The sequence below is a fragment of the Gilliamella sp. Bif1-4 genome (genome assembly GCF_001690535.1).
Classification (GTDB): Bacteria; Pseudomonadota; Gammaproteobacteria; order Enterobacterales; family Orbaceae; genus Gilliamella; species Gilliamella bombi.
Genome location: NZ_LZHC01000010.1, coordinates 146,017 through 161,849, shown reverse-complemented (window position 1 = coordinate 161,849; position 15,833 = coordinate 146,017). Strand labels below are relative to the sequence as shown.

General features: G+C 35.4%; 16 protein-coding genes. 13 read left to right on the top strand and 3 right to left on the bottom strand.

The window, feature by feature from the left end; all coding sequences use genetic code 11:
• The first annotated feature begins 82 nt into the window (after positions 1-82).
• The gene (locus A9G25_RS01310) at positions 83-1,048 is read left to right on the top strand and encodes a DMT family transporter (protein WP_065625408.1); all 966 of its coding nucleotides are present in this window, start codon (positions 83-85) and stop codon (positions 1,046-1,048) included.
• Positions 1,048-2,220 carry an Obg family GTPase CgtA gene (gene cgtA / locus A9G25_RS01305; protein WP_065625407.1) on the top strand — a complete coding sequence of 391 codons (1,173 nt, stop codon included), beginning with the start codon at positions 1,048-1,050 and terminating at the stop codon, positions 2,218-2,220. The genes A9G25_RS01310 and cgtA overlap by 1 nt, the downstream gene beginning before the upstream one ends.
• A gap of 477 nt (positions 2,221-2,697) precedes the next feature.
• On the opposite strand, the gene smrB is transcribed toward cgtA, so the two are convergent.
• On the bottom strand, positions 2,698-3,243 hold the full coding sequence (gene smrB, locus A9G25_RS01300) for an endonuclease SmrB (protein ID WP_065561077.1): 546 nt from the start codon (positions 3,241-3,243) through the stop codon (positions 2,698-2,700).
• Between the two features lie 6 nt (positions 3,244-3,249).
• Positions 3,250-3,888 carry an endonuclease III gene (gene nth / locus A9G25_RS01295; protein ID WP_065625406.1) on the bottom strand — a complete coding sequence of 213 codons (639 nt, stop codon included), beginning with the start codon at positions 3,886-3,888 and terminating at the stop codon, positions 3,250-3,252.
• Positions 3,889-4,153: 265 nt separating this feature from the next.
• On the opposite strand from nth, the gene putP reads away from it, so the two are divergent.
• From putP to adk, 11 genes are all read left to right on the top strand, one after another.
• Positions 4,154-5,641, top strand: coding sequence for a sodium/proline symporter PutP (gene putP / locus A9G25_RS01290; RefSeq protein WP_176701049.1), 1,488 nt, complete (start codon positions 4,154-4,156; stop codon positions 5,639-5,641).
• 56 nt (positions 5,642-5,697) lie between these two features.
• Positions 5,698-6,969, top strand: a complete 1,272-nt coding sequence (gene tyrS / locus A9G25_RS01285) for a tyrosine--tRNA ligase (protein WP_218057502.1) — start codon at positions 5,698-5,700, stop codon at positions 6,967-6,969.
• Positions 6,970-6,973: 4 nt separating this feature from the next.
• Positions 6,974-7,840 carry a pyridoxal kinase PdxY gene (gene pdxY / locus A9G25_RS01280; RefSeq protein ID WP_065625404.1) on the top strand — a complete coding sequence of 289 codons (867 nt, stop codon included), beginning with the start codon at positions 6,974-6,976 and terminating at the stop codon, positions 7,838-7,840.
• Positions 7,841-7,907: 67 nt separating this feature from the next.
• Positions 7,908-8,351, top strand: coding sequence for a helix-turn-helix domain-containing protein (locus A9G25_RS01275; protein ID WP_081297095.1), 444 nt, complete (start codon positions 7,908-7,910; stop codon positions 8,349-8,351).
• A gap of 85 nt (positions 8,352-8,436) precedes the next feature.
• A complete protein-coding gene (ispG, locus tag A9G25_RS01270; protein WP_065625402.1) occupies positions 8,437-9,546 on the top strand; it encodes a flavodoxin-dependent (E)-4-hydroxy-3-methylbut-2-enyl-diphosphate synthase in 1,110 nt (369 codons plus the stop codon).
• Positions 9,547-9,570: 24 nt separating this feature from the next.
• On the top strand, positions 9,571-10,848 hold the full coding sequence (gene hisS / locus A9G25_RS01265) for a histidine--tRNA ligase (RefSeq protein ID WP_065625401.1): 1,278 nt from the start codon (positions 9,571-9,573) through the stop codon (positions 10,846-10,848).
• Positions 10,849-10,866: 18 nt separating this feature from the next.
• Positions 10,867-11,592: a YfgM family protein gene (locus tag A9G25_RS01260; protein ID WP_065625400.1), complete on the top strand. Its 726-nt coding sequence runs from the start codon at positions 10,867-10,869 to the stop codon at positions 11,590-11,592.
• A gap of 26 nt (positions 11,593-11,618) precedes the next feature.
• Positions 11,619-12,791 carry an outer membrane protein assembly factor BamB gene (gene bamB, locus A9G25_RS01255; RefSeq protein ID WP_065625399.1) on the top strand — a complete coding sequence of 391 codons (1,173 nt, stop codon included), beginning with the start codon at positions 11,619-11,621 and terminating at the stop codon, positions 12,789-12,791.
• A 19-nt stretch (positions 12,792-12,810) separates the two neighbouring features.
• Positions 12,811-14,265, top strand: a complete 1,455-nt coding sequence (gene der / locus A9G25_RS01250) for a ribosome biogenesis GTPase Der (RefSeq protein ID WP_065625398.1) — start codon at positions 12,811-12,813, stop codon at positions 14,263-14,265.
• Positions 14,266-14,268: 3 nt separating this feature from the next.
• Positions 14,269-14,520, top strand: a complete 252-nt coding sequence (locus A9G25_RS01245; RefSeq protein ID WP_081297094.1) for a YfgJ family double zinc ribbon protein — start codon at positions 14,269-14,271, stop codon at positions 14,518-14,520.
• 37 nt (positions 14,521-14,557) lie between these two features.
• Positions 14,558-15,202 carry an adenylate kinase gene (gene adk, locus A9G25_RS01240; protein WP_065625397.1) on the top strand — a complete coding sequence of 215 codons (645 nt, stop codon included), beginning with the start codon at positions 14,558-14,560 and terminating at the stop codon, positions 15,200-15,202.
• Positions 15,203-15,476: 274 nt separating this feature from the next.
• On the opposite strand, the gene ybeD is transcribed toward adk, so the two are convergent.
• Complete coding sequence (gene ybeD, locus A9G25_RS01235) at positions 15,477-15,743, bottom strand: DUF493 family protein YbeD (RefSeq protein ID WP_034913328.1); 267 nt, start codon at positions 15,741-15,743, stop codon at positions 15,477-15,479.
• Positions 15,744-15,833: the final 90 nt, after the last annotated feature.

The following is a 15,833-nucleotide window of genomic DNA, read 5'->3' as shown; positions in this document are numbered from 1 at the left end:
AACGGTTCAAAAGTTATAGAAGCCTCACAATTATTGTGGGGCTTTTTTCATTTCTTGAAGTTAATATAAAATTGATGGTGATATGATAAAGCAGCAAAATGTTAAATTAGGTTTTGCACTTGCCATGTTAACCGCAGTGATGTGGGGCATTGTGCCAATTGCAATGAAATATGCGCTAGTGGTAGTTGATCCATTGACATTAGCTTGGTCGAGATTGGCTATTTCAGCGCTCGGTATTACCATCTGGTTGGCTTATAAAAAGCAATTTCCTAATTTAATGATGTTTAGAAAACGTCGTCGTTTTATTTTATTGATGATTGCCGGTTTTGGGCTGTTGGGTAATTTTGCATTGTTTGCTAGTGCAGTTCAGTATCTTTCAGCTACAACCGCTCAGGTTGTTGGGCAAACAGGCATTGTGATTTTTATGATTTCAAGTGCTTTTATTTTTAGAGAGCGACTCAGACCGACTCAGATTATTGGTATTTTAGTATTATTAGTTGGGCTGGGGTTATTTTTTAATAAAAATATTGTAGATCTGTTTTCTAATATGTCTTCATATGGCATTGGCGTGTGGCTTGGTTTACTGGCTTCGGTATCATGGGCTTGTTATGCGCTTGCTCAAAAAGTACTATTACAGAAATTACGTGCAAAACAGTTACTTTGGTTGATTTACCTTATTTGTACTGTTTTTTTGTTGCCTTTTACGTCGCTAAGTAAAATTACAAATGCTGATGCAACTCAACTGTTTGCTATCATATTTTGTGGTTTAAATACTATTATTGCTTATGGCGCATTAGTGATGGCTATGGAACGATGGCAAGCAGCACAAGTGAGTGCAATAACAACCCTAACGCCATTGTTTTCGCTGATCTTTTCAGATTTGTTTGCTTTAATTTGGCCTGAAAAGTTTGCTATGCAATATTTAAATATTTTAGGTTATATTGGTGCAGTATCTGTTGTTGCGGGTGCTATGTTTGCGACCATTGGGCATTATATTTGGCATCCAAGAAAAGGCTGGCTAATTAACCGCAATAAAGGGGAAGAATAATGAAATTTGTTGATGAAGCATCAATCCGTGTTGAAGCTGGAGATGGTGGAAATGGTTGTGTCGGTTTTCGCCGAGAAAAGTATATACCTAAAGGTGGCCCTGATGGTGGTGATGGTGGTGATGGTGGTGATGTCTTTTTTATTGCTGATGAGAATTTAAATACACTAGTTGATTTTCAGTTTGAAAAAAATTACCGTGCTGAGCGTGGCCAAAATGGACAGGGTTCTGATTGTACCGGTAAGCGTGGTCGAGATATTACCGTTAAAGTACCTGTGGGAACAAGAATTACCGACAAATATACTGGTGAAATTATTGGTGATTTAACCCATCACCAACAAAAAGTATTGGTTGCCAAGGGCGGTTTTCATGGGCTTGGAAATGCGCGTTTTAAATCATCGGTAAATCGTGCACCAAGACAAAAAACTGATGGTACTCCAGGTGAAAAGCGCGATGTATTATTAGAATTATTGTTACTTGCTGATGTGGGGATGTTGGGCTTGCCTAATGCTGGTAAATCAACTTTTATTCGCTCAGTTTCAGCAGCTAAACCGAAAGTTGCTGATTACCCATTTACTACTTTAGTGCCTAGTTTAGGTGTAGTAAGAATGGATAATGAACAAAGTTTTGTTGTTGCTGATATTCCTGGTTTAATAGAGGGGGCATCAGACGGTGCAGGACTTGGTATTCGTTTCTTAAAACATCTTGAACGTTGTCGTGTTTTAGTTCATTTGATCGATATGGCACCAGTAGATGAATCAGATCCGATAGAAAATGCTAAAGTGATAATCCAAGAGGTTCAACAATATAGCGAGAAGTTAGCTAATAAACCACGTTGGTTGGTGTTTAATAAAATGGATGTATTAGGTCCTGAAGAGAGCGCTAAACGCGCGGCTGAAATAGCTAAGGCTCTTGATTGGCAAGATAAATATTATATTATTTCAGCCATTAATCAAGAAGGTGTAAAGGCCTTATGCTGGGACTTAATGGAATATATCAATGTGCATCCACGTGAAGCAGAGCAAGAAGAGTCATCGCCTGAAAAAGTGGAATTTATGTGGGATGATTACCATCAACAAGCAATGGATGAGGCTTTTGACGATGACGATGACGATGATTTTGATGACTGGGACGAAAGCGATGAAGAGGGTGTTGAATTTATTTATCAAAAATAATGAGTACTATACTCTGTTTTATTTCGCCTAAATTAACCATTGCATAGAATTTTTTATAAAAGCAGGATAGGAATATTTTGCTTATTTTTTTATATTGTTAAATATCAATCCTCTTATTATGAAATTAGTGGATAAAGCGTTTATTTTTATTTAGCTTAGAAAAATAAAAAAATGCTTGATTTTGTTAATGATAATTATTATCATTAAAAAGTACTTTGCTAGAGTTTTTGAGACTTCTAAAAAAGTATGACATTGCTCACATTGCTTCCAATGTTTACCAGCTTGACGTTATCGCTAAGCTGGTTTTTTTGTTTTGTGTTATTAACAACTACTTTTAAACATTAATCTTTAGTTAAAGTTATTTTAATTGTTGTTTTTATCTACATACTAAATTCGACACAAAGGTTTAGATAAAATTAACGGAAGGAGAGTAAAAAATTATTTTTATGATTATCCAGATAGTTAAGTTTTCAAAAACTAGCTATTTATTAGTTTGTTCTCGATATCAAATAAAATCAGAAGCGCTGCGTTGCCACCAAATTCTTTAGGCGCTTGATGAAAACAGATAACATGAGGATGCTGAGCTAGCCACATGGGTGTTTGTTTCTTTAAGATGTTTTTCCCATGTCCATACATGATACAAGCACAATGAGCTCTTTCACGTAAACATGCTGCGATAAGAGCTGCAATTTCTTTTTTAGCCTCTTGTTGAGTTAACCCATGTAGGTCTAAAAAGAATTCTGGTTCATAAAATCCACGACGCAATTTTTTTACTTCGTAGGGATCTGCATTTTCTCGACTATAGCGAATTGGGTCTTCTTGCAATAGTGGCTGATAATCATCAGAAAAATAAAATTCAGCATTGATTTTTTCATATTGCTGTTTTTGGGTTTCTATTGCTTTTTGTGAACGTTTTTGTGGTTTATGAACGACAGTATCTTGTTTTAGTTTTTTGGTGATGTTACCAATACTATTTTTAAACAAGTTTATATCATCTTGGTCTAAATTAAATTTATTTGGCATTGATTTCTACTCTGGGTAAATTTTTTCTTTAAATTCGCACAAATCTTCTATAACACAGGATCCACATCTAGGCTTTCTGGCAATACAGGTATAACGGCCATGTAATATTAGCCAGTGGTGACAATTTATTTTATATTCTTTGGGTACGACTTTCAGCAATTTTTCTTCAACAGCCTCTACAGTTTTACCTGGTGCAAAACCTGTACGGTTACTTACTCTAAATATGTGTGTATCAACGGCAATGGTAGGCCAGCCAAAGGCTGTGTTTAACACAACATTTGCCGTTTTACGTCCAACGCCCGGTAATTCAATTAGTGCATCAAAACTTTCAGGGACTTCACCCTGATATTTATCTACTAAAATTTGGCATGTTTTTATAATGTTATCCGCTTTACTGTTATAAAGACCAATGGTACGGATATAGCTTTTTAGTTTATCAATACCGAGATCCAAAATTTGTTCAGCTGTATTTGCAATAGCAAACAGTGGTTTTGTGGCTTTGTTTACACTAACGTCAGTCGCTTGAGCAGAAAGAACAACTGCAATTAATAGTTCAAAAGGTGTTTCATACACTAGTTCTGTTGTTGGATCTTTAATATGATCCTTTAATCTTTCTAGAATTTGAATTCGGGTTGATTGTTTCACAAAATAATTTTATTAAAAAATAGTAAGGTGCATATTATATACTTTTATTTACTGTTTATCTGTAAGTTGCCTTTAGTTTTTTTAATATAGATTGGAACGATGAAACATACTGATTAATAATTGTAAGACACTTTTATTTTTAATGTTGCTTAGTTTTTTGTTATTTGTGTATTCCATTCATACTCACTGACTTTTTAGCATAGTGATTTTATGATAAGCTAGAGTACTATTTTCTTAATTTTATCAAATAAGGTTTTTTAAAGATATGCCCTTACCAATGATTGTCACCTTTGCTGTATATATTTTAGGCATGATTGCCATAGGCTTTTTTGCGTTTCGCTCAACGCAAAATTTTGGTGATTATATTTTAGGTGGGCGTCGTATCGGTAGTGTTGTGACTGCACTTTCAGCTGGTGCATCAGATATGAGTGGTTGGCTATTAATGGGATTACCTGGTGCTGTTTTTTTGTTTGGTATTTCACAAAGTTGGATTGCAATCGGATTGATTATTGGTGCTTATTTAAATTGGCTACTCATTGCAGGACGATTACGAGTCTTTACTGAAATCAATCATAATTCATTAACTTTACCCGATTATTTTGCTCGTCGATTTGATGATAAAAGCTCACTTCTACGCATTATTTCAGCTGTCATTATTCTAATATTCTTTACTATTTATTGTGCTTCTGGTGTAGTTGCGGGCGCAAAGTTATTCGAGAGTACATTTGGTATGAGCTATGGCTGGGCGATGTTAGCGGGTGCAGGTGCAACAATTGCCTATACGTTTATCGGTGGTTTTTTAGCAGTAAGCTGGACTGATACTATTCAAGCTAGTTTAATGATGTTTGCACTTATTCTAACGCCAATTATGGTTATGGTGAATGCTGGTGGGCTTTCTGATGCATTGACATATATTGAATCGCTTAATTCAGATTATACCAATTTATTTGCTCATATGGATTTTATTGCCATTATTTCATTATTAGGTTGGGGGCTTGGATATTTTGGGCAACCTCATATTTTAGCCAGATTTATGGCTGCTGATTCACATGAAGTAATGAAAAACGCTCGACGGATTAGTATGACATGGATGATTTTATGTTTAGCTGGCGCAATCACGGTTGGTTTTTTTGGTATCGCCTTTTTTGCTCATAATCCAGATTTATCTTACTTGATTAACGATGGTAAACATGAACGTATTTTTATCGAATTGTCGAAATTACTTTTTAATCCTTGGATTGCTGGTATTTTGTTGGCCGCTATTTTAGCAGCGGTTATGAGTACATTAAGTTGTCAGTTATTAGTTTGTTCAAGTGCTCTAACGGAAGATTTTTATCGTGCGTTTTTTAGACCAAAAGCAAAACAAAAGGAACTGGTTTGGGTTGGTCGTATAATGGTGCTATTAGTTTCTGTTATTGCTATTTTATTAGCTATTAATCCAAATAATAGCGTACTCGATTTAGTAAGTCATGCTTGGGCTGGATTTGGTGCGGCGTTTGGTCCTATAATCGTATTTTCTGTTTTTTGGTCGCGTATGACACGGAATGGAGCACTAGCTGGAATGATAACTGGTACTGTAACTGTGTTGCTATGGATTAATTTTAATTGGTTTAATGTGTATTCACTTATCCCTGGATTTTTATTTGCTTCTATAGCTATTATTATTTTTAGTCTTTTTGATAAAAAGCCAAACGAAATAGTAGCAGATCATTTTAAACAAGCGTATAAACGTTATCACAACAAAATAAATTAGAATAAATTTTATTTAAACTAGAATATAAATGTAATAAATTTAATAGGTAAAATATCATGACAAAAAATGTGATCAAGCAACTACAAGAACGTGGGCTGATTGCTCAGCTTACTGATGAAAAAGCACTAGTAGAACAAATTGAACAAAATCCTATTGCGCTTTATTGTGGTTTTGATCCAACAGCAGATAGTTTGCATCTCGGTCATTTAGTTCCATTACTTTGTTTAAAACGTTTTCAGTTAGCTGGTCATAAACCTATTGCGCTTGTAGGGGGAGCAACAGGATTAATTGGCGATCCAAGTTTTAAAGCTGTTGAACGAAAACTTAATACTGAGGAAACAGTTATTGAGTGGAGTGAAAAGATAAAACAACAAGTGTCACCATTTTTAGATTTTAATTGTGGTGAAAATTCAGCGATAGTGGCTAATAACTATGATTGGTTTAGTGGCATGAATGTACTGACATTTTTACGTGATGTTGGTAAGTATTTTTCAGTTAATGCGATGATCAATAAAGAGTCAGTTAAACAACGTATAGATCGTGATGAGGTGGGTATTTCATTTACTGAATTTTCTTATAGCTTATTACAATCTTATGATTTTGCTTGTTTGAATAAATCACATGATGTTGTTTTACAAATTGGTGGATCTGATCAGTGGGGTAATATTACTGCAGGTATTGATTTAACCCGTCGTTTACATCAAAAACAAGTTTATGGTTTGACTGTACCGTTAATCACTAAATCAGATGGTACCAAATTTGGTAAAACTGAAAGTGGTGCTGTATGGTTAGATCCGAAAAAGACAAGTCCTTATAAATTCTATCAATTCTGGATAAATACTGCTGATGCTGATGTTTATCGATTCTTAAAATTCTTCACATTTATGCCTCTAAGTGAAATTGATGCATTGGAAGAGGAAGATAAAAATAGTGGTGTTGCCCCACGAGCTCAATATGTACTTGCTGAGCAAGTTACACGCTTAGTTCATGGTGAAGAAGGATTGATTGCAGCAAAACGTATTACAGAAAGCCTATTCTCTGGTAAATTAACTGATTTGTCTGAAGCTGACTTTGAACAATTAGCTCAAGATGGTATGCCAACATTAGCTGTTGAGGGAAATGTTGATTTACAACAAGCAATTGTTAATGCGGAATTTGCACCATCAAGAGGACAAGCTAGAACGATGATTGAATCTAATGCTATTTCTGTTAATGGTGAACGTAATACCACAACCGATTACCATTTTACTGATAGCGATAAACTTTTTAATCGTTATACTTTACTTCGTCGTGGTAAAAAATATTACTGCTTGTTAATTTGGAGTTAATTTCATGAAAAATATTTTATCGATTCAGTCACATGTTGTATTTGGTCACGCTGGAAATTGTGCTGCTGTATTTCCAATGTGTCGATTAGGGGTAAATGTTTGGCCTTTAAACACTGTACAATTTTCTAATCATACTCAATATCGCCAATGGACTGGAACGGTAATGTCTGCATCTCATCTAACGGAGATTGTGGATGGAATTAATGAGATTGATGAACTCAAACGTTGTGATGCGATATTAAGTGGTTATATGGGGTCGCCGGAACAAGGCAATGCCATTATTGAGATTGTTAAAAAAGTAAAAACAGTTAATCCTAATGCTATTTACTTTTGTGATCCTGTAATGGGACACCCTGAAAAAGGGTGTTTTGTTGCACCGGGGGTATCGGAGTTTTTATGCAATACTGCGTTACCTATAGCCGATATGATGGCACCTAATATTCTAGAGCTCGAAGAGCTTAATGGTAAACAACGTATTAATAATGTTGATGAAGCAATTTTAGCTTGTCGAGAGTTATGTAAAAAAGGGCCTAAAGCGATTTTGGTTAAACATTTAAGCAGAGCTGGATATAAAATTGATCGTTTTGAAATGTTGCTTGTAACTAGCGACGAAGCATGGCATATTGACCGTCCACTAGTTGATTTTGGTGTAAGACAACCCGTTGGGGTTGGTGATATGACAAGTGGGCTTTTTTTAGCTAATGTTTTACTTGGAAAATCATTGGTTGAAGCTTTAGAACATACTACTTCGGCCGTGTATACGGTCATGCTTGAAACCTTAAAACAAGATGAATATGAATTACAATTAGTTTCAGCTCAAAATGAAATTGAAAAACCAACACAATGGTTTAATGCAAATAAAATTGATTAATTGTAAAAATATGTAACTGTGTGTAAAGATTAAATTAGCTAACGATTAGTATTAAATTTATGAGGGTATGATGGATAATATTTCATTAGGAGTGATGCTCGTTGATTTACGAGAACAAATGGGATTAACTCAAGATGATATTGCCAATAAAATTCATGTGAGAAAAACAGTGGTTGTCGATATTGAAAATGACCAGTTGCCTCATGTCCCTCTTGTTTTTGTCAAAGGTTATATTCGTTCTTATGCTGAAATTGTTGGTTTATCAGTAGACCAGTATCAACCTTATATCGATGAGTTAACCAAACAAGCTAATTCGCAGCAAAAGAAAATTCAAACTCAAATGTTTATAACAAAAAAGCGAAGAAAGGCCCCTGTTATCTTTATTGGTATATTTATTCTTCTTTGTGCGCTTGGTGTTACTTTATATCATGGTAATAAAAATAATAAAAATAATCTCATTGAAATAAGCCACTATATTTCTCCGTCCCCTTCTACTCGTGTTAATAGTTAGCAAATTTTCTTATTCTCATACAGACATTTGCCTTAAATCTTGTTAAGATCTCTGGCTAGTTATTTTGTGATATGGTTAAGTATGTATGAGTCATCAATATTCACCAATTGTTAGACGAAAATCTACCCGAATTTATGTCGGTAACGTTCCTATTGGAGATGGTGCACCAATCGCAATCCAATCAATGACAAATACTCGCACGACTGATGTAGAAAAAACGGTAGCTCAAATTCAAGCACTTGAACGTATTGGTGTGGATATTGTACGTGTTTCTATTCCAACAATGGAGGCGGCTGAAGCATTTAAATTGATTAAACAGCAAGCCAAAGTTCCACTCATTGCTGATATTCATTTTGATTATCGTATTGCTTTAAAAGTTGCCGAATATGGCGTTGATTGTTTAAGAATTAATCCTGGAAATATAGGTAATGAATCAAGAATTCGAGCCGTCGTTGATTGTGCCAGAGATAAAAATATTCCCATACGCATTGGCGTTAATTCAGGATCACTTGAAAAAGATATCCAAGAAAAATATGGCGAACCTACTCCAAAAGCAATAGTTGAATCAGCGATGCGTCATGTCGATATACTTGACCGACTTAATTTTGAACAGTTTAAAGTCAGTGTGAAAGCATCTGATGTATTTACTGCAGTTGATGCTTATCGATTGTTAGCTAAGCAAATAAAGCAACCATTACATCTAGGTATAACTGAAGCAGGCGGTGTTCGAAGTGGTGCTATTAAATCGGCCATTGGATTAGGGTTATTGCTATCAGAAGGGATAGGCGATACACTCCGAGTGTCCTTAGCAGCTGATCCGACGGAAGAAGTGAAAGTTGGATTTGATATTTTAAAATCGCTGCGTATACGGTCTCGAGGTATTAATTTTATTGCCTGCCCAACCTGTTCTCGCCAAGAGTTTGATGTGATTAATACAGTCAATACATTAGAACAACGATTAGAAGATATTATTACACCAATGGATGTATCTATTATTGGTTGTGTGGTTAACGGTCCTGGAGAGGCATTAGCTTCAACTATGGGAGTTGCTGGAGGTCATAACAAAAGTGGTTTTTATGAAGATGGTGTACGTATTGGCCGTATTGATAATGAACAAATGATTGATGAATTAGAAGCTAGAATTCGTGCTAAAGCATTAATATTGAAAAACAGAATTGCAGCAACTGAATTATAATTTTATTAGATAGCGAATAAATAAATGACAGAGAAAAAGATCCAATCTATACGAGGGATGAACGATTTACTCCCAACAGATAGTGCAAGTTGGCAACAGATTGAAAAAATCGTTAAAGGTGTACTAAATAGTTATGGTTACAACGAAATTAGAACGCCTATTGTTGAAGATACTGCGCTATTTAAACGAGCGGTCGGAGAAATCACCGATATTGTTGAAAAAGAGATGTATACTTTCAATGACCGTAATGATGAAAGTATTACTTTACGTCCAGAAATTACTGCAGGTTGTGTTCGCGCAGGAATTGAACACGGCTTTTTTTACAATCAAGAACAACGTCTTTGGTATTTAGGACCAGCATTTCGTTACGAAAAACCACAAAAAGGACGTTATCGTCAATTTCATCAATTTGGTGTTGAGGTTTTTGGGCTTGAGGGTCCTAATATTGATGCCGAGCTAATTTTATTAACGGCTCGTTTTTGGAGAGCTCTTGGTATCGAACAGCATACTTCTCTCGAACTTAATTCAATTGGTTCGCTTGGGGCTAGGGTTAACTATCGAAATGCATTAGTTACTTTTCTTGAACAATATAAAGATAAATTGGATGAAGATTGTTTACGTAGAATGTATACTAATCCGTTGCGCATACTTGATTCAAAAAACCCAGTTGTTCAAGAGCTGCTGAATCAAGCTCCAAAATTGTTTGATTATTTAGATGAAGAGTCCAAAATTCACTTCGAAAGCTTATGCCGACTATTGGATAGTGCTGGGATAGAATATAATATTAATCAAAGATTAGTACGCGGTTTGGATTACTATAATCGAACAGTTTTTGAATGGGTAACTAACAGCCTAGGAGCACAGGGAACCGTTTGCGGTGGTGGACGATATGATGGCCTTGTAGGTCAACTTGGAGGAAAACCAACACCAGCAGTTGGTTTTGCAATGGGAGTTGAACGTTTAGTATTATTAGTTCAAGCGGTTAATCCATCATTTAATGGTGATAATTCGATTGATATTTATATGATCACCTCTGGTGAAGAAAAAACCATTTCAGTTGCTCAGAGTGTTGCAGAGCAATTGCGTGATGGTCTACCTGATTGGCGAATTATGACAAATTATGGTAGCAGTAATTTTAAGAAACAATTTACCAAAGCAGATAAATTAGGTGCTAAGATAGCAGTTATTATTGGTGAAAATGAATTAGCTAATCAGACAGTAATGATTAAAAATTTACAAACAGGCGAACAATTTGAAGTGGCACAAACAGATATTGTCCAAACTTGTTTGTCTATTAAGTAAAGGAAATAGGAGAAAAACGTGAGTCATCAGTTATCCAGTGAAGAACAAATTGAAGAGATAAAAGGTTTTTTTGCTAAAACATGGAAAATTATGGTTGCCATTATTGTGATCGGATTATTGGTCTTTTATGGCTGGCGTTATTGGCAATCATATAAAGTTGAAAAGGCGATAGCATCATCAGATAAGTATGAACAATTAATTGCTCAATTAGATGATAATAAACCAGATTCTGTTAATGAATTAGTATCTTTTGCTAAAAACAACGATACTATTTATAGCGTGTTTGCTAATTTAAGTGCTGCAAAATTTTACGTTGAAGTATTAAAAGATTATTCTGGAGCTCAATCTTTGTTAGTTGATGCATTAAAGAAAGCTGATTCAGAGCCAGTTAAAGCGATTACCAATATTCGTATAGCACGCTTACAGTATCAACAAGGTCAATATCAAGAAAGCTTAACATCTTTAGGTAATGTAACTAATGAAAGTTGGGGTGCAGTAATTAATGATCTCCGTGGTGATGTGCTTGTTAAAATGACTCGTTATGCTGACGCAGTGAGTGCTTATAATGTTGCTTTGACTTCTTCACCAACTAAAGATTTAGAAGAAAGTATTAAAATGAAGTTGAACCAAGCTGAATATTTAAAAGCAAAGCAACAAGCTGAACAAGAAGCTCTGGCAGCCAAAGAAAAAGCAGAGCAAGAAGCTAAAGCGAAACAAGCTGCATCTGAAGAAAGTAAAAATTAATTTATCCTGCTATAAGGGTCTATACAATGAAGTTATCAAAATATCTTTTTGTTGGTGTTTTTGTTTTTTCACTAGCTGGGTGTTCTTTATTCGGTAAAGAAGATGAGATTGTACAAATTGCACCGTCACCGAAAGTAGATAATCAATTTTCTATCCAACAAGTATGGAAAAATAGTACTGCTGGTAATACTCATATTTATTCATTATTAGGTCCGATTAATTATGATAATGCTATCTATGTAGCGAGTCGTAGTGGACAAGTTAAGGCAATTGATTTATCAAGCGGTAATACTATATGGGATGTTAATTTATCTAAAAGTACACTTTTCAGTAGTAAAACTGCACTATTTTCAGGTGGTGTAAGTGCTGATGATAAATATGTCTATGTAGGCAGTGAACGTGCTATTGTCTATGCGTTAGATCGTCTCAACGGTAAAGTTGTTTGGGAAAAAGCAGTGAAAGGGGAAGTACTTGCCCGCCCGGTATCTTCTGATAATAAATTAATAATTCATACTGCTAATGGAGTTCTTCAAGGTATTAATCGTGACACTGGTGATTATTTGTGGGATGTTTCCTTCGAAGTTCCAACATTATCAATAAGAGGTAACTCTACACCCACTATCGCTCATGGTGCAGCAATCGTTGGTGATGATAATGGTCGAGTAAATGCTTACTATATTAATGATGGTCAATTAATTTGGCAGCAACGTATCTCACAGCCATCAGGCTCTACAGAAATAGCAAAATTAAATGATGTTGATTCTACTCCGGTAGTTGAAGGTAATTTAGTTTATTCTGTTGGTTATAATGGTAGTGTTGTTGCGCTTGATTTAAGTAATGGTCAGACTGTTTGGCGTAAAGTTCTTGGATCTATTCATAGCTTTGCTGTTGATACCGATAGATTGTTTGTTATTGATCAGGATGACAATGTTCGAGCCATCGCTAAGAGTGGTGGCGGAGAACTTTGGACTCAGTCAAACTTTACTCATCGTTTGTTAACTGATCCTGTTATTTACCAAAATTATGTCGTGTTTGGTGATTTTGAAGGTTACCTATATTGGTTAAATGCTGAAAGTGGTGAACTTGTTGCTAAAACACAAGTGAGTAGTAGCGGATTAATATCTAAACCATTAGTTGTAAGCAATAAGTTAATTGTCCAAGCTAAAAATGGTGATATTTACGCCTTTACAAAGAATTAAAGTAATCTAGAGAAGAAACATGGTACCTGTTGTAGCGCTTGTTGGTCGTCCAAATGTTGGAAAGTCGACTCTATTTAATCGGTTAACACGAACTCGAGATGCCTTAGTGGCTGACTTTCCTGGATTAACTCGTGATCGTAAATATGGAAGAGCTGAGATCAAGGGCCATGAATATATCTTGATTGATACTGGCGGTATTGATGGAACAGAAGATGGGGTTGAAAGCTTTATGGCTGAGCAATCTCTGCAAGCAATAGAAGAAGCTGATATTGTTCTTTTCTTAGTTGATGCTAGAGCTGGTACAATGCCAGCCGATCATACTATTGCAAAACATCTCCGTTCTCGCGATAAAGCTACTTTTTTAGTAGCCAATAAAATTGATGGTATTGATGCCGATACTGCAATTTCTGATTTTTATGGTTTAGGATTGGGCGAAATTCACCCAATTGCAGCTAGTCATGGTCGTGGCGTAAGTTCATTAATTGAAACTGTATTAGATCCTATTTTCCAGTTCGATAATAACTCGGATGATAATCAACAATTAGATGATCTAGCTGAATTATGTGATGATTTTGTTTCTGAAACAGAATCATTAATCAATCAACCTATCAAAGTTGCTATTGTTGGCCGACCAAATGTTGGTAAGTCAACACTAACTAATCGAATTTTAGGTGAAGAGCGAGTCGTGGTATATGATATGCCAGGGACAACTCGAGACAGTATCTATATACCAATGAATCGAGATGAACGTGAGTATATCTTGATTGATACGGCTGGTGTTCGTAAGCGTGGAAAAGTTACTGAAACAGTTGAAAAATTTTCAGTTATTAAAACGTTACAAGCAATTGAAGATGCTAATGTAGTTATTTTAGTTATTGATGCCAGAGAGGGTGTATCCGACCAAGACTTATCATTACTTGGTTTTATTATTAATAGTGGGCGTTCACTTGTAATAGCCGTTAATAAATGGGATGGTTTATCACTAGATATCAAAGAGCAAGTTAAAACGACATTAGATGATAGATTGGATTTTATTGATTTTGCTCGTGTCCACTTTATTTCTGCGTTGCATGGTAGTGGTGTTGGTAACTTATTTGATTCGATCCAAGAAGCATATGATTGCGCAACACGTCGTGTTAATACCGCATTATTAACCAAGATTATGCAAATGGCACAAGATGACCATCAGCCGCCTTTAGTTCGAGGACGACGGGTTAAACTAAAATATGCGCATGCTGGTGGTTATAATCCACCAATTGTTGTGATTCATGGTAACCAAGTAGAAGATCTACCAGATTCTTATAAACGTTATTTGATGAACTATTTTAGACGATCACTAAAAATCATGGGGTCACCAATTCGAATTCAGTTTAAAGAAGGGGCTAACCCATTCGAAGGTAGAAAAAATACTTTAACTGCATCACAGCAACGTAAACGTCGTCGATTAATGAAGCATGTAAGAGGGCGAAATTAATTTATGTCAGGAAAATTAATGAATGTTTCTGGGAAAGAAGGCCTTTGTCCAAAGTGTCATCATAAAATGAGTGTTGTTTCGCCACAGAATTTTAATTGTCCTCATTGCAAGCAACATTATCTTGAACAGTATATTTGCCCGACTTGTTTGCAAAAAGCTCAAATGATCAAAGGCTGTGGAGCGGTTAATTATATTTGTCCAACTGATGGTTTAATATCCAGCAGTCAGGTGATATTTCATTATTTACCAGAATAGAAGCTTTATTTATATTAAAGCCATAAGAGGTTATTTTATGCGAATTATTTTATTAGGAGCACCAGGAGCAGGAAAGGGAACACAAGCACAATTTATTATGCAAAAATATAGTATTCCTCAAATTTCAACTGGTGATATGCTGCGAGCAGCAGTAAAAGCAGGTAGTCCACTTGGTTTACAAGCTAAGGAGTTAATGGATGCCGGTAAACTAGTTACCGATGAACTCGTTATTGCGTTAGTTAAAGAACGTATTACACAAAGCGATTGCGCTAATGGCTTTTTGCTAGATGGGTTTCCTCGCACGGTTCCACAAGCAGATGCAATGAAAACAGCTGGCATAAATGTTGACTATGTGCTTGAATTTGATGTACCAGACGCAGTGATTATTGATCGCATGAGTGGGCGTCGAATTCATGCTCCTTCAGGTCGTGTTTATCACATTCGCCATAATCCACCAAAGGTTGAAAATGTTGATGATGTGACTGGTGAACCACTTACTATTCGCAAAGATGATAACGAGGAAATCGTTCGTAAACGCCTTGTTGAATATCACGATTTGACTAAACCACTAATTAGTTATTATCAGCATGAAGCCAAAGAAGGGCGGACACAATATTTCCGTATTGATGGAACGCAAGCTGTAACTGAAGTAACAAAAGAACTAGTGAAAATTTTAGGATAATTTCTTCTCTATTAAAAGCGCAAGGCAGTTAATACTATCTTGCGTTTTATCATCTTGAATGAATTTATGTCACTGCTTATGCAATACTAATTTGAAAATCGTAATAAAATACATTGATTCTATAATATTTCCTAAGTAATTTTTTTGTTGTAATAAAGATGAATCTTTACTAAAACCATTCAGGTAGAATGTTGATTTTATTAATTTTTTTACCGTGTAAGAGAAAGCCTTATCTCTACCGATAAGACGCTCAATTTTTAGCAAAAGTAAAACGCTATAAAACCATTCTTACAATATCGATTTCGCCTAATTCTTTATAAAGATTTTCGACCTGATCGATATGCGTTGCATTAATGGTAATTGATACAGAATGATAATTACCTTTACTACTTGGTTTGATTGATGGCGTATAATCGCCAGGAGCATGGCGTTGAATCACTGATACCACTTTGTCTACAAGCTCTGGTTTTGCTTCTCCCATTACTTTATAGGTAAAAGAGCATGGGAATTCTAATAACTCATTTAATTTTGTTTTTTGCATAATTTTATTTTTCTCGTTTATTTGGTTCGATGTATCGTTACGACTACCAGAATAAACACTATATATAGGCAGTTTACTATTCTTCAAGTA

What these genes read in the sequence shown, in the direction of transcription:
- tyrS (WP_218057502.1), top strand. Translation starts at nt 5,698, where the DNA reads ATGACAAAAAATGTGATCAAGCAACTACAAGAACGTGGGCTGATTGCT.
- smrB (WP_065561077.1), bottom strand. Translation starts at nt 3,243, where the DNA reads ATGCCAAATAAATTTAATTTAGACCAAGATGATATAAACTTGTTTAAA.
- cgtA (WP_065625407.1), top strand. Translation starts at nt 1,048, where the DNA reads ATGAAATTTGTTGATGAAGCATCAATCCGTGTTGAAGCTGGAGATGGT.
- A9G25_RS01245 (WP_081297094.1), top strand. Translation starts at nt 14,269, where the DNA reads ATGTCAGGAAAATTAATGAATGTTTCTGGGAAAGAAGGCCTTTGTCCA.
- pdxY (WP_065625404.1), top strand. Translation starts at nt 6,974, where the DNA reads ATGAAAAATATTTTATCGATTCAGTCACATGTTGTATTTGGTCACGCT.
- hisS (WP_065625401.1), top strand. Translation starts at nt 9,571, where the DNA reads ATGACAGAGAAAAAGATCCAATCTATACGAGGGATGAACGATTTACTC.
- putP (WP_176701049.1), top strand. Translation starts at nt 4,154, where the DNA reads ATGCCCTTACCAATGATTGTCACCTTTGCTGTATATATTTTAGGCATG.
- adk (WP_065625397.1), top strand. Translation starts at nt 14,558, where the DNA reads ATGCGAATTATTTTATTAGGAGCACCAGGAGCAGGAAAGGGAACACAA.
- A9G25_RS01310 (WP_065625408.1), top strand. Translation starts at nt 83, where the DNA reads ATGATAAAGCAGCAAAATGTTAAATTAGGTTTTGCACTTGCCATGTTA.
- ispG (WP_065625402.1), top strand. Translation starts at nt 8,437, where the DNA reads ATGAGTCATCAATATTCACCAATTGTTAGACGAAAATCTACCCGAATT.
- bamB (WP_065625399.1), top strand. Translation starts at nt 11,619, where the DNA reads ATGAAGTTATCAAAATATCTTTTTGTTGGTGTTTTTGTTTTTTCACTA.
- A9G25_RS01275 (WP_081297095.1), top strand. Translation starts at nt 7,908, where the DNA reads ATGATGGATAATATTTCATTAGGAGTGATGCTCGTTGATTTACGAGAA.
- der (WP_065625398.1), top strand. Translation starts at nt 12,811, where the DNA reads ATGGTACCTGTTGTAGCGCTTGTTGGTCGTCCAAATGTTGGAAAGTCG.
- ybeD (WP_034913328.1), bottom strand. Translation starts at nt 15,743, where the DNA reads ATGCAAAAAACAAAATTAAATGAGTTATTAGAATTCCCATGCTCTTTT.